The sequence below is a fragment of the Streptomyces gardneri genome (assembly GCF_006539185.1).
Taxonomy (GTDB): Bacteria; Actinomycetota; Actinomycetes; order Streptomycetales; family Streptomycetaceae; genus Streptomyces; species Streptomyces gardneri.
Window position 1 is genome coordinate 40052 of sequence record NZ_BJMN01000013.1, and the last position, 12870, is coordinate 52921.

Consider the following 12870-nt stretch of genomic DNA (forward strand, 5'->3'; position numbering starts at 1 on the left):
CGTCCGGAAACACTTCCGGGCGGGGGCGCCGCAGGTGAGGCTCGTTACGTTGCCAGCCGGTGGCCGGCCCTCACGTGGCCTCGCGGAGGCCTTACAGGCCGAGGTCGACCTCGAACTCGCCGGCCTCGAGGATCGCCTTGACGGCCGTCAGGTAGCGGGCCGCGTCGGCGCCGTCCACCAGGCGGTGGTCGTAGGACAGGGCGACGTACGTCATGTCGCGGACCGCGATCGTCTCACCCAGGTCCGGGTGGTTGATGACGACCGGACGGCGCACGGTGGCGCCGATGCCCAGGATGGCGACCTGGTTCGGGGGCACGATGATCGTGTCGAACAGCGCGCCGCGCGAACCGGTGTTGGAGATGGTGAAGGTCGCACCGGCGAGGTCGTCCGGCGTGATCTTGCTGGCGCGCACGGCGCCGGCCAGCTCCGCGGTCTTCTTCGAGATGCCGGCGATGTTGAGGTCGCCCGCACCCTTGATGACCGGGGTCATCAGACCCTTCTCGGAGTCCACCGCGATACCGATGTTCTCGGTGTCGAAGTAGGTGATCGTGCCCTCGTCCTCGTTGATCCGGGCGTTGATGACCGGGAAGGCCTTCAGCGCCTGGGCCGCCGCCTTGACGAAGAACGGCATCGGGGAGAGCTTGACGCCCTCACGAGCCGCGAACGCGTCCTTGGCGCGGGCGCGCAGCTTCATCAGCTTGGTGATGTCGACCTCGACGACCGAGGTCAGCTGGGCCTGGCCGTGCAGCGCCTTCATCATGTTGTCGCCGATGACCTTGCGCATGCGGGTCATCTTGACGGTCTGACCGCGCAGCGGGGACACCGCGAGGGCCGGAGCCTTCGCGGCGGCGGCCGGAGCAGCCGGAGCGGCGACGGGGGCGGCCGCGGCCTTCTTGGCCTCGGCGGCTGCGAGGACGTCCTGCTTGCGGATGCGACCGCCGACGCCGGAGCCCTTGACGGCCGCCAGGTCGACACCGTTCTCGGTGGCGAGCTTGCGGACCAGCGGGGTCACGTACGCGCCGTCCTCGGCCGGAGCCGGGGCGACCGGGGTGACCAGCGCCGGGGCGATGGACGGGGCGGCGGGCGCGACCGGAGCCGGAGCGGCCACGGGAGCGGCCGGAGCCACCGGCGCGGGAGCCGCGACCGGGGCGGCCGGGGCCACCGGAGCCGGAGCCGCGACGGGCGCCGGGGCGGCGACCGGGGCGGCGACCGGAGCGGCCGGGGCCGGGGCGGCGGGGGCGGCCGGAGCGGCACCCGCGGCACCGATGACGGCCAGCTTGGCGCCGACCTCGGCGGACTCGTCCTCGGCGACGGTGATCTCCAGGAGGACACCCGAGACCGGGGCCGGGATCTCGGTGTCGACCTTGTCCGTGGAGACCTCGAGCAGCGGCTCGTCGGCCTCGACGGTCTCGCCGACCGACTTCAGCCAGCGGGTCACGGTGCCCTCGGTGACGGACTCGCCCAGCGCGGGCAGCACGACGTCCGTGCCGGAGGCGGCGCCGGCCGGAGCGGCGGCGGGGGCCTCGGCGACCGGCGCCGGGGCGGCCGGGGCCTCGGCCACGGGGGCCGGGGCGGCGACCGGGGCCGGGGCGGCCTCGGCGGCCGGGGCGGCGGCCGGGGCCGGGGCGCCCGTGCCGTCGTCGATGATGGCCAGCTCGGCGCCGACCTCGACCGTCTCGTCCTCGGCGACCTTGATGGAGGCCAGGATGCCCGAGGCGGGGGCGGGGATCTCGGTGTCGACCTTGTCGGTCGAGACCTCGAGCAACGGCTCGTCGGCCTCGACACGCTCACCCTCGGCCTTGAGCCAGCGGGTGACGGTGCCCTCGGTGACGCTCTCGCCGAGCGCCGGCAGGGTTACGGAAACCGACATGGTTTCAGTTGCTCCTAACGAATTGCGGAAAGTGGTCGTCGCGCCCTGTGATGACGTGAGCGTCAGTCGTGGGAGTGCAGCGGCTTGCCGGCCAGGGCCAGGTGAGCCTCGCCGAGCGCCTCGTTCTGCGTCGGGTGGGCGTGGATGAGCTGCGCGACCTCGGCCGGCAGCGCCTCCCAGTTGTAGATCAGCTGCGCTTCGCCGACCTGCTCGCCCATGCGGTCACCGACCATGTGGACGCCGACCACGGCACCGTCCTTGACCTGGACGAGCTTGATCTCGCCCGCGGTCTTGAGGATCTTGCTCTTGCCGTTGCCCGCGAGGTTGTACTTCAGGGCGACGACCTTGTCCGCGCCGTAGATCTCCTTGGCCTTGGCCTCGGTGATGCCGACGGAGGCGACCTCGGGGTGGCAGTACGTCACCCGCGGCACGCCGTCGTAGTCGATCGGCACGGCCTTCAGGCCGGCCAGGCGCTCCGCGACGAGGATGCCCTCGGCGAAGCCGACGTGCGCGAGCTGGAGGGTCGGGACGAGGTCGCCCACGGCCGAGATCGTCGGCACGTTGGTACGCATGTACTCGTCGACCAGGACGTAGCCGCGGTCCATCGCGACGCCCTGCTCCTCGTAGCCGAGACCGGCGGAGACCGGGCCGCGGCCGATCGCGACGAGCAGCACCTCGGCCTCGAAGGTCTTGCCGTCGGCCAGGGTCACCTTGACGCCGCTGTCGGTGTACTCGGCGGACTGGAAGAAGGTGCCGAGGTTGAACTTGATGCCGCGCTTGCGGAACGCGCGCTCAAGAAGCTTCGAGCTGTTCTCGTCCTCGACCGGGACGAGGTGCTTCAGGCCCTCGATCACCGTCACGTCGGTGCCGAAGGACTTCCACGCCGAGGCGAACTCGACGCCGATGACGCCGCCGCCGAGGATGATCGCGGACTCCGGGACCCGGTCCAGGGTCAGCGCGTGGTCCGAGGAGATGATCCGGTTGCCGTCGATCTCCAGACCGGGGAGCGACTTCGGCACGGAACCCGTGGCGAGGAGGACGTGCCGGCCCTCGACGCGACGGCCGTCCACGTCGACGGAGGTCGGGGAGGAGAGGCGACCCGTGCCCTCGATGTAGGTCACCTTGCGGGAGGCGACGAGCCCCTGCAGACCCTTGTACAGGCCCGAGATCACGTCGTCCTTGTACTTGTGCACGCCCTTGATGTCGATGCCCTCGAAGGAGGCCTTGACACCGAACTGCTCCGCCTCGCGCGCCTGGTCGGCGACCTCGCCGGCGTGGAGCAGGGCCTTCGTCGGGATGCAGCCGTTGTGCAGGCAGGTGCCGCCGAGCTTGTTCTTCTCGATCAGTGCGACGTCCAGGCCCAGCTGCGCTCCGCGCAGCGCCGCGGCGTAACCGCCGCTACCGCCGCCGAGGATCACTAGGTCGAAAACGGTGCTGGCGTCGTTCGCCACGTCACGTCCTCCATGCATGTGCGCTCGTCGCCGGTCTTCAGTGACCGGGCGGCGGCTGGTGTTCGGCCGCTTTATTTCGGCCCTGTGGTGGGGGCCCTGTCCTGCCGAGAACCCATCTTCGCACTTGTTGACGGATGGCGGGACGCGGGGCCGTGCTGTGAGACGGCCGATCGTCCGTACGGAGGGATCGCCGCAGCGTACGAACCTACGGATTTCGTCGCGGGCGAACAGTCGCTCACAGGCGCGGACAGGGACGGCCCCGGGCGCGAGACCCGGGGCCGCCCCTGTCACGGGTGTGCTCAGAGCTCGCCGGCCGCCGTGAGCTCGGCCAGCTTCACCAGGGTGCGCACCGAGGAGCCGGTGCCGCCCTTGGGGGTGTAGCCGTACGGGGCGCCCTCGTGGAAGGCCGGGCCCGCGATGTCCAGGTGGGCCCAGGTGATGCCCTCGCCCACGAACTCCTGGAGGAAGAGGCCGGCGACCAGGCCGCCGCCCATCCGGACGCCCATGTTGGCCATGTCGGCGGTGGGGGAGTCCATGGACTTCCGCAGGTCCGCCGGGAGCGGCATCGGCCAGGACTGCTCGCCGACCTCCTCGGCGATCTCGTGGATCGCGGTGCGGTAGTCGTCGTCGTTGGCCATGATGCCGAAGGTGCGGTCGCCCAGGGCGAGGACCATGGCGCCGGTGAGGGTCGCCACGTCGACGATCGCGTCCGGGTGCTCCTCGGAGGCCTTGGTCAGCGCGTCGGCGAGGACGAGCCGGCCCTCGGCGTCGGTGTTGAGGACCTCGACGGTCTTGCCGCTGTACATGCGCAGCACGTCACCCGGGCGGGTGGCGCTGCCGGACGGCATGTTCTCGGCGAGGGCGAGCCAGCCGGTGACGTTGACGGCGAGACCGATGCGGGACGCGGCGACGACGGCGGCGAACACGGCGGCGGCGCCGCTCATGTCGCACTTCATCGTCTCGTTGTGGCCGGCAGGCTTCAAGGAGATGCCGCCGGAGTCGTAGGTGATGCCCTTGCCGACCAGGGCGAGGGTCTTCTCCGCCTTCGGGTGGGTGTAGGCGATGCGGACCAGGCGCGGACCGCGGACGGCGCCCTTGCCGACGCCGAGGATGCCGCCGTAGCCGCCCTTCTCGAGCGCCTTCTCGTCGAGCACCTGCACCTTGAGGCCGTGCTCCTTGCCGGCGGCCGTGACGGCGGCGGCGAAGGACTCGGGGTAGAGGTCGTTCGGCGGCATGTTGATCAGGTCACGGGCGCGGTTCATCTCCTCGGCCACGGCCTGGGCGCGCTCGGCGGCGGCCTTGTACGCCTTGTCGCGCGGCTTGGCGCCGAGCAGGGCGACCTCGGCCAGCGGCTTCTTCGCGTCCTTGTCTGCCTTTGCGTCCGGGGCCGCCTTGTACGCGTTGTAGGCGTACGCGCCGAGCAGGGCGCCCTCCGCGACGGCGGCGGTGTCCTCGGCGGAGACGATCGGCAGCGCGAAGGCGGCCTTCTTCGAGCCGGTCAGCGTGCGGGCGGCGGTACCGGCGGCGCGGCGCAGGGTCTCCGCGCCGTACGACTCGCCGTCCTCGGGGGCGGTGCCCAGGCCGACGGCCAGGACGACGGGGGCCTTGAGACCGGCGGGCGCGGGCAGCTTGATCGCCTCTCCCTCGGAACCCGAAGCGCCCAGGGTCTCCAGGACGGTGGCGAGCCGCCCGTCGAAGGCCTTGTCGACGGCCTCGGCGCCCGGGGCGACGACGAGCGTCTTCCCGGACTTCGCGACGCCGACCACGAGGGCGTCGGCGCGCAGCGTCGCCGCACCGGCAGTGCTGAGAGTGAGAGCAGTCACGGTGGTGAAATCTCGCTTCCATTGAGTTCTGTGGCGGTCGAGGGATGGGCCGACCGTGCCCGCCGCATCGTATTTCGGCCCGGAGAGCGCCGAGAACGAGCCTACGCTCGCTCACCGCGTTCGCTCACGGCGGCAGTGATTCACTCATCCGTGGTGTCTCTTTCATGTTTACCGTTCAGGCTCGGAGCGCTCGTCCACACTCGCCTCAATCCCGCAAGGCGAACGCACTCGCCTTTGCACCATCTGCATCATCTCCACAGGTCCCGCCGGTCCGGCCCCGGCCCGGACGGGCCTGCCGAGGGGGGACACCACCGATGGACTCCGGCCGAATCCGTACGCCCAGAAGCGCCCGCCGCACCGCGCCCCGCACCGCCCGGGTCGCCGCGCTCGCCGCCGCCGCGCTGCTCGCCACCGTCATGCCGTCCGCTCAGGCGGCGACCGCGCCGGTGCCCCGTGTCGACCTGACGGTCCTCGTCGTCGACGACGGAGGCAGCGCCGTCGAGGCGATCACCGCCGAGCTGAAGGGCTCCGGCGTCCCGTACCGCAGGATCGACCTCAACGACCCGAACCGGCCGGTCCTCGACACGGCCTTCCTCAGCGACACGCTCGACGGGCGCCCGCGCGCCAAGTACCAGGGCGTCGTCCTGCCCCACGAGACCGCCTTCGGCCCCGACTCCGCCGAGCACACCGCGCTCCAGGCGTACGAGCGGACCTTCGGCATCCCGCAGGTCGACGCCTACACCTGGTCGCACCCCGGGGTCGGCCTCGACTACACGAACGAGGGCGGCTGGTCCGGCGTCCTCGACGGGACCACGGCCGGCATCACCACCGCAGGGAAGACGGGCCCCTTCCGGTACCTCGCCGGAGCGCTCACCTTCGAGGACAACGACCCGTCGATCGCCGAGAGTTACGGCTACGCGGGCCGGCCCCGCGCGGGCTACACCAGCTACGTCGACATCCCGGTCGACGGCGGCGGCCGGGCCAGCCTCGTCGGCGAGTACACCGCCGACGGGCGCCGCGAGCTCGTCGTCACCTTCGCCTACAACCAGTACCAGCGGCAGTTCCGGGCCCTCGCGCGCGGCATCGTCGAATGGCTCACCCAGGGCGTCCACCTCGGCCAGAGCCGCAACTACCTCTCCGTCCACGTCGACGACGTCTTCGCCCCCGACGCCCGCTGGGACCCCACCCTCAACTGCACCCCCGGCGACTTCGACTGCGTCGACGACGACGGCGAGGGCGTGAACCCGATCCGGATGACCGCCGCCGACGCCCAGTACGCCGCCGCCTGGCAGAAGGCCTCCGGCTTCACCCTCGACATGGTCTACAACGGCGGCCAGGGCGAGCAGTGGAAGACCGAGCACGGCGGCGCCGACCCGCTCACCACGCAGCTCCTCGCGGACCGCGCCCAGTACCGGTGGATCAACCACACCTACACCCACCCCTTCCTCGGCTGCGTCCAGGACAACACCACCGTCCCCTGGCAGTGCGCCAAGGACATCTCGGGCAACACCCTCTGGGTCAGCCGCTCCGAGCTCTCCGGGCAGATCCGCAACAACCACAACTGGGCCGTCGGCAAGGGCATCTCCGTCGACCGCTCCGAACTCGTCACCGGCGAGCACTCCGGTCTGAAGACCCTGCCCCAGCAGTCCGTCGACAATCCGAACCTCGCCGGCGCCCTCGCCGACAACGGCGTGAAATGGACGGCGAGCGACAACTCCCGCGAACCGCAGCAGCGTGCCGTCGGCACGGGCAGCGCCGCCGCGAGGACCGTGCCCCGCCACCCCATGAACGTGTACTACAACGTGGGCACCGCCGCCGAGATGGCCGACGAGTACAACTGGGTCTACACCTCCCGCGCCGACGGCGGCAGCGGCATCTGCGAGGACAACCCCCTCTCCACCTGCCTGCCCGCCCCGCTCCCCACCACCACGGGCTACGCCGAGCGGATCGTCCCGCAGGAGGCCCGCACGGCCCTCTCCCACGTCCTCGGCAACGACCCCCGCCCGCACTACGTCCACCAGTCCAACCTGGCCGAGGAGCGGCTCCTCTACCCCGTCCTTGACCGCGTGCTCGCCGACTACCGCGCACTCTTCGCGCCCAGCGCGCCCCTGGTGAACCCGCGTCAGAAGGACGTCGGCACCGAGCTGAGCCGCCGCGCCGCCTGGGACCAGGCCGTCGCCACCGGGAAGGTCACCGCCTACCGCGTCGGCACCACGGTCACCGTCAAGGCCCCCGCCGGCCTCACCGTGCCCGTCACCGCGCCCGAGGGCACCCGCAAGCAGCTCCTGCTCGGCTCGACCGTCTTCGGCACGGGCTACGCGGGCACCCGCTCCGCCTGGACCACGCCCGAACTGCTCCAGACCGCCGTCACACTCACGCTCCCGACCGCCTGACCAGCACCGTCTGACCAAGCACGTCCTGGGGGGAAACGCACATGCCGAGCAGTGGCCGTCACGTCACCATGCTCACCGAAGGCACCTATCCGCACGTACACGGCGGCGTCAGCACCTGGTGCGACCAGCTCGTCCGCGGCATGCCGGAGGTCGACTTCGAGATCCTCGCCCTCACCGGCAGCGGCCGCGAACCCGTCACCTGGGAGCTGCCGCCCAACATCACCCGGCACACCGCGTTCCCCCTCTGGGGCCACCCGCAGGGGCCCGACGCGCCCGGCCTGTTCGCCGGAGCGCGCCGGCCCCTGCGGGGGCGCGAACGCCGCCGCTTCCTCGACACGTACGAACGCCTGCTCCTCGCCCTCCTCGACCCGGGCGCGGGCTGCGACTTCGGCACGAGCCTGTACGAGCTGGCCGAACTGGCCCGGCAGGGACGGCTGACCTCCGCCCTGCGCTCCGAACAGGCCCTGCGCTCCCTGATGTGGATCTGGACCATGCCGCACCTGCCGACGCTCGCGGCCCGGCCCACCGTCCACGACGCGCTCACCGCCACCGACCTGCTGGAACACGCCCTGCGCCCGCTCGCCGCCCGGATAGCCACCGGCAGCGTGGCCCACGCCGTCTCCAGCGGCCTCGCCACGCTGCCGGCCCTCGCCGCGCAGCACTTCGAAGGGGTGCCCTTCCTGCTCACCGAACACGGCATCTACCTCCGCGAGCGCTACCTCGGCTACCGCACCGACGCGCAGCGCTGGCCCGTGAAGGCCCTCATGCTCGGCTTCTACCGCGAGCTCAACACGCTCGGCTACCGCAAGGCCGACCTGATCACCCCGTGCAACCAGTACAACCGGCGCTGGGAGGAGCGCGGCGGCGCCCCCGCCGACCGCATCCGCACCGTCTACAACGGCGTCGACCCGGCCCTCTTCCCCGAGGCCGGACCCGAACCCGAGACCCCCACCCTCAGCTGGTGCGGGCGGGTCGACCCCATCAAGGACCTAGAGACGCTGATCAGGGCGTACGCGATCAGCCGAGCCGAACTCCCGGAGCTGCGGCTGCGCTTGTTCGGCCCGGTCCCCGCCGGGAACGAGGACTACCGCACCCGGCTGGAGAAGCTCGCCGCCGAACTGGGCGTCACCGACGGCATCACCTTCGAGGGCCGCGTCTCCGAGGTGCCGCGCGCCTACGCGGCCGGCAGCGTGGTCATGCTCTCCTCCATCAGCGAGGGCTTCCCCTTCTCCCTCATCGAGGCCATGTCCTGCGGCCGCGCCACCGTCTCCACGGACGTCGGAGGCGTACGGGAGGCCGTCGGCGACACCGGGATCGTCGTCCCGCCCCGTGAACCGGCCGTCATGGCCGCCGCCGTCACCGAACTGCTCAGGGACGGGGCCCGGCGCGCCGAACTCGGCCGTCTGGCACGGCAGCGGGTCATCGACCGGTTCACCCTGAACCGCTCGGTGGACGGCTTCCGCCAGATCTACCGCGAGCTGGCCGGCGAACGGCCCGCCGCCCCCCGCCCCCTCCCCGTCCCGAAGACGTGGACGATCCGGATCCCCGCCCCCCGCCGCGCCCCCGCGCCCCTGGTGGCGGGAGGCACCCCGGCATGAGCGGCTCCCTCTGGCTGAAACCCCCGACGACGGTCACCCCGCTCCCGGCGATCCCCCGCCCCCGCGGGGAGAAGCACGCCGCCGGCGAGGCCGCACCCGGCCCCGCCGCCGGCGCTTCCCCTCCCGGGGTGGCTCCCGCCCTTGACGGCGACGGCCTCGCCGTCGACCCCATCGACGAACTCGCCGCGCGGCTCGACGACTTCGTCGCCCTCGCCGTGCACCCGGACGAGATCGCCGCGCTCCTCGAATCCGACGGCATGACCGACGACCACATCCGCCTCACCTACGGCCGCGCCGACTCCTTCGCCCTCGCCGAGGACCTCTACGCGCGCGTGGAGCGGCGCCACACCGCACCGGAGGCACCACCCGCCGGCCCCTGGCACAGCGAACTCGCCGGCTGCCTCCTGCGCGGGCTCGTCTTCGCGCTGCCCGGCCTCGCCTACGTCCTGGCCGCGCCGCTCCTCGCCGGGGAGCACGGCCGGTTCGGGCTCCCCGGCGGAACGATCCCTCTCCTCGCCGGGGCCGTCACCGGCTGGGTCTGGAACCAGGCCCTCTCCCACCGCGCGTACACCTGGCTCGGCCTCGGCGACCGGCCCGCCGCGGCCCGCGCGCTGCTCACCGGCGCCCCGGCGGGCGCCCTCGCCGGCGCGGCCGTCGCGTTCGCGGTCGCCGCGCCAGGCGAGCTCCCGGCGGCGCTGTTCGCCGCCGGCCAGTCGCTCTACCTCGCCGCCGCGACCGTCCTCCTGGTGCTCGGCCGCGAACGGGCCCTGCTCCTGGCCCTGCTGCCGCTCGCCGGAGCCGTCCCCGCCTTCCGCTGGGACCTGCCCGACCTCCTGCGCGGCGGGCTCCTCCTCGCCTCGCTCACCGCCGCCGTCGTGTTCGCCGCGCTCGTGCTCCGACCGGGCGTGCGGCGCGGGGTGGCCGGACGGGGCGGGCCCCCGCGCGCGGCCTCCCTCCCGTACGGCCTCTTCGGCCTCGGCAGCGGCCTGCTCGTCCTCCACGCGGGCATCGGCGACACGCTCGTGAGCGGCGCCGGGGCGGTCGTCGCGCTCACCCTCTCCATGGGACCGGCCGAGTGGCTGCTGCACCGCTTCCGGGGCGAGAGCCTGACCCGGCTGCGGACCCTCTCGACGGCCCGCGAGTTCCGCAGGGCGGTCGCCGGGACCCTCGTCCTCTGCCTCGGCGGCTACCTCACCGTCCTCGTCGGCCTCACCCTCACCGCGGTCCTGGCCTGGCCGGGAGCGCCCTGGCCGACGCTCCCGCGTCTCGTCACGCTGCTCCTGATCGGGACCGTGCTCTGGCTGGGGCTGCTGCTCCAGGCCTTCGGTGCGGTCGCGAGCGCGGCGGCCGTCTGCCTGGTCGCCGCGGCGGCGCAGACCGTGGAGCCGGCGGCGGGACCGGCGGCGACCGGGGGAGCGGCGGCGCTGCTGGCCGTCCTCACCTGTGTTCTGCTGGTACGACCGACCGCCCACCGCGCGTAGGGGCAGACGTGACTTCTTCGCTCCTGGTGCCGTACTACGAGCACCCCGCCGACCGCCCCGAGGCCTGGTCGGCCCTCGTCGCCGCCGCGCCCTCCCTCCACGGCGTCGTCCTCAACCCGGCGAGCGGCGCGGGCGAGGCACCCGACCCGGCCTTCGCCGAGGTGTCCGCGCGGCTGCGGGAGGCCGGTGTCCGCGTCCTCGGGTACGTGGACACCGACTACGGCCGCCGCCCGCACGCCGAGGTCGTCACCGACCTGCTCCGGCACCGGGACTGGTACGGCGCCGACGGGACCTTCCTCGACCAGGTGGCGACCGCGCCCGGCGTCCTCGCCCACTACCGGCGGATCGCGGTCGCGGCCCGGGCCGCCGGGGCCGCGACCCTCGTCCTCAACCACGGCGCCCACCCGGACCCGGGGTACGAGGAGTTCGCCGACCTCCTCGTCACCTTCGAGGGCCCCTGGGACACGTACCGGACGCTCGACCTCCCGGTCGCCCCGCACTACTGCCACCTCGTCTACGCGGCCCCGCCCGGGGCCCGCCCCGCCACCCCGGTGCACTGCGCCGTCCCCGGCACGGGCGCGCACCCCTGGGGCACCCTGCCGCACCTCCTGGAGCCCGCCCGATGAGACGTCTGCTGCCCCTGCTCGCGGGCCTGTTGCTGCTGGTCACCGCCTGTACGACGGCCCCGGACCCGGATCCGAAACCCGACCGGGACCCCTCCTCGGACCGCTGGCGGCCGAAGCCCGGCCTGGCCTGGCAGTGGCAGCTCAGCGGCCGTCTCGACCCGACGGTCGACGTCCCGGTGTACGACATCGACGGCTTCGACCACCCGGCGTCCACGGTGCAGGACCTGCACGCCCGCGGCCGCAAGGTCATCTGCTACCTCTCCACCGGCGCCTGGGAGGACTTCCGCCCGGACGCCGCCCGCTTCCCGAAGTCCGTCCTCGGCCAGGGCAACGGCTGGGAGGGCGAGCGCTGGCTCGACATCCGCCGCACCGACGTCCTCGAACCCCTCATGGCGAAGCGGCTCGACATGTGCCGGGACAAGGGCTTCGACGCCGTCGAACCCGACAACATGGACGGCTACCGCAACCGCACCGGCTTCCCCCTCACCGCCGCCGACCAGCTCCGCTACAACCGCCTCATCGCCCGCCTCGCCCACGACCGGGGCCTTGCGGTGGGCCTCAAGAACGACCTGGACCAGATCCCCCGGCTGCTCCCGGACTTCGACTTCGCGGTCAACGAACAGTGCGCCGAGTACGACGAGTGCGGCCGCCTGGCCCCGTTCGTGGCGGCGGGCAAGGCGGTCTTCCACGTCGAGTACGAGCTGGACACCGGCGAGTTCTGCCCCCAGGCACGGAAGCTGGGCCTCAGCTCGATGCTGAAGAAGTACGAGCTCGGGGTCTGGCGCAAGCCCTGTTAGGGGCCTTCGACGCCGGGGTCACCCCAGCGTCAGTGCGACCAGCGCCACCGTCGCCGCCGTCTCCTCCAGCGCGCCGAACACATCGCCCGTGACCCCGCCGAAGCGCCGGATGCACCGGCGCAGCAGCAGCGCCGCCGCGCCCAGGGCGGCGCCGGCGGCCAGCACGTTCCGTACCGCGTCGTACGGGGAGGAGAGGAGGCCCGCCGCCGCGCACGCCACCAGGACGAGGGCGGTCGAGAGGGTCGCGGATCGGACCGGGACCGTCGCCGCGACGATCGCGCCGAGGCCCTCGGGGCGGGCCGCGGGGACGCCGTGGCGGGAGGCGTGGGTGAGGGCGAGGCGGGCGACGGTCGCGGCGAGGGCGGCGGCGACCGTGCCGTGCGCCCAGCCCTCCTCGTACAGCCGGGTCAGGGCGGCGACCTGGGCGAGCAGGACGAGGACGATCGTGATGACGCCGAACGGCCCGATGTCCGACTGCTTCATGATGCGCAGCGCGTCCTCGGCGGGCTTGGCGCTGCCGAGACCGTCGGCGGTGTCGGCGAGGCCGTCGAGGTGGAGGCCGCGGGTGAGCACGGCGGGGACGGCGGTGGCGGCCACGGCCGCGAGCAGCGGTCCCGATCCGAGCAGCAGGAACGTCCCGCCGAGCGCGGCGGCGGAGACTCCGACGACCAGCCCGGCCACGGGGGCGCAGAGCATGCCGGCGCGCGCCGCGTCACGGTCCCAGCGGGTGATGCGGGCGGGGAACACCGTGAGGGTGCCGAAGGCGAAACGCAGGCCGTCCATCCGGGCAGGGTAATCGTCGCCCCCGGACGGTAGATTGCGCATACCGCG

General features: G+C 73.0%; 9 protein-coding genes. 5 read left to right on the forward strand and 4 right to left on the reverse strand.

All coding sequences use genetic code 11. The annotated features are described in order from the left end of the window. Positions 1-91: 91 nt before the first annotated feature. The 3 genes from sucB to SGA01_RS11145 form a co-directional block, all read right to left on the reverse strand. Positions 92-1870 carry a 2-oxoglutarate dehydrogenase, E2 component, dihydrolipoamide succinyltransferase gene (sucB, locus tag SGA01_RS11135; RefSeq protein WP_141296010.1) on the reverse strand — a complete coding sequence of 593 codons (1779 nt, stop codon included), beginning with the start codon at positions 1868-1870 and terminating at the stop codon, positions 92-94. Positions 1871-1932: 62 nt separating this feature from the next. Next, positions 1933-3321 carry a dihydrolipoyl dehydrogenase gene (lpdA, locus tag SGA01_RS11140; protein WP_141296013.1) on the reverse strand — a complete coding sequence of 463 codons (1389 nt, stop codon included), beginning with the start codon at positions 3319-3321 and terminating at the stop codon, positions 1933-1935. Positions 3322-3620: 299 nt separating this feature from the next. Beyond that, a complete protein-coding gene (locus tag SGA01_RS11145) occupies positions 3621-5144 on the reverse strand; it encodes a leucyl aminopeptidase (protein WP_141296016.1) in 1524 nt (507 codons plus the stop codon). Positions 5145-5458: 314 nt separating this feature from the next. Here SGA01_RS11145 and SGA01_RS11150 point away from each other — a divergent pair, with 314 nt between their 5' ends. From SGA01_RS11150 to SGA01_RS11170, 5 genes are read left to right on the forward strand one after another with little or no spacing between them, the layout of a single operon-like run. Next, the gene (locus SGA01_RS11150; protein WP_141296019.1) at positions 5459-7537 is read left to right on the forward strand and encodes an Agd3-related carbohydrate deacetylase; all 2079 of its coding nucleotides are present in this window, start codon (positions 5459-5461) and stop codon (positions 7535-7537) included. A 41-nt stretch (positions 7538-7578) separates the two neighbouring features. Continuing rightward, positions 7579-9135 carry a GT4 family glycosyltransferase PelF gene (gene pelF, locus SGA01_RS11155; RefSeq protein WP_141296022.1) on the forward strand — a complete coding sequence of 519 codons (1557 nt, stop codon included), beginning with the start codon at positions 7579-7581 and terminating at the stop codon, positions 9133-9135. Then, entirely contained in the window at positions 9132-10616 is a 1485-nt protein-coding gene (locus SGA01_RS11160) for a hypothetical protein (protein ID WP_141296025.1), read from the forward strand. Before pelF ends, SGA01_RS11160 begins: the two co-directional genes overlap by 4 nt. Positions 10617-10624: 8 nt before the next feature. Then, complete coding sequence (locus SGA01_RS11165) at positions 10625-11242, forward strand: spherulation-specific family 4 protein (RefSeq protein WP_141296028.1); 618 nt, start codon at positions 10625-10627, stop codon at positions 11240-11242. Further along, the gene (locus tag SGA01_RS11170) at positions 11239-12039 is read left to right on the forward strand and encodes an endo alpha-1,4 polygalactosaminidase (protein WP_141296031.1); all 801 of its coding nucleotides are present in this window, start codon (positions 11239-11241) and stop codon (positions 12037-12039) included. The genes SGA01_RS11165 and SGA01_RS11170 overlap by 4 nt, the downstream gene beginning before the upstream one ends. 18 nt (positions 12040-12057) lie before the next feature. Here SGA01_RS11170 and SGA01_RS11175 read toward each other — a convergent pair whose 3' ends face one another. Continuing rightward, positions 12058-12864 (reverse strand): adenosylcobinamide-GDP ribazoletransferase, encoded by an 807-nt coding sequence (locus SGA01_RS11175; RefSeq protein ID WP_141296034.1) that lies wholly within the window; start codon positions 12862-12864, stop codon positions 12058-12060. Positions 12865-12870 lie beyond the last annotated feature (6 nt).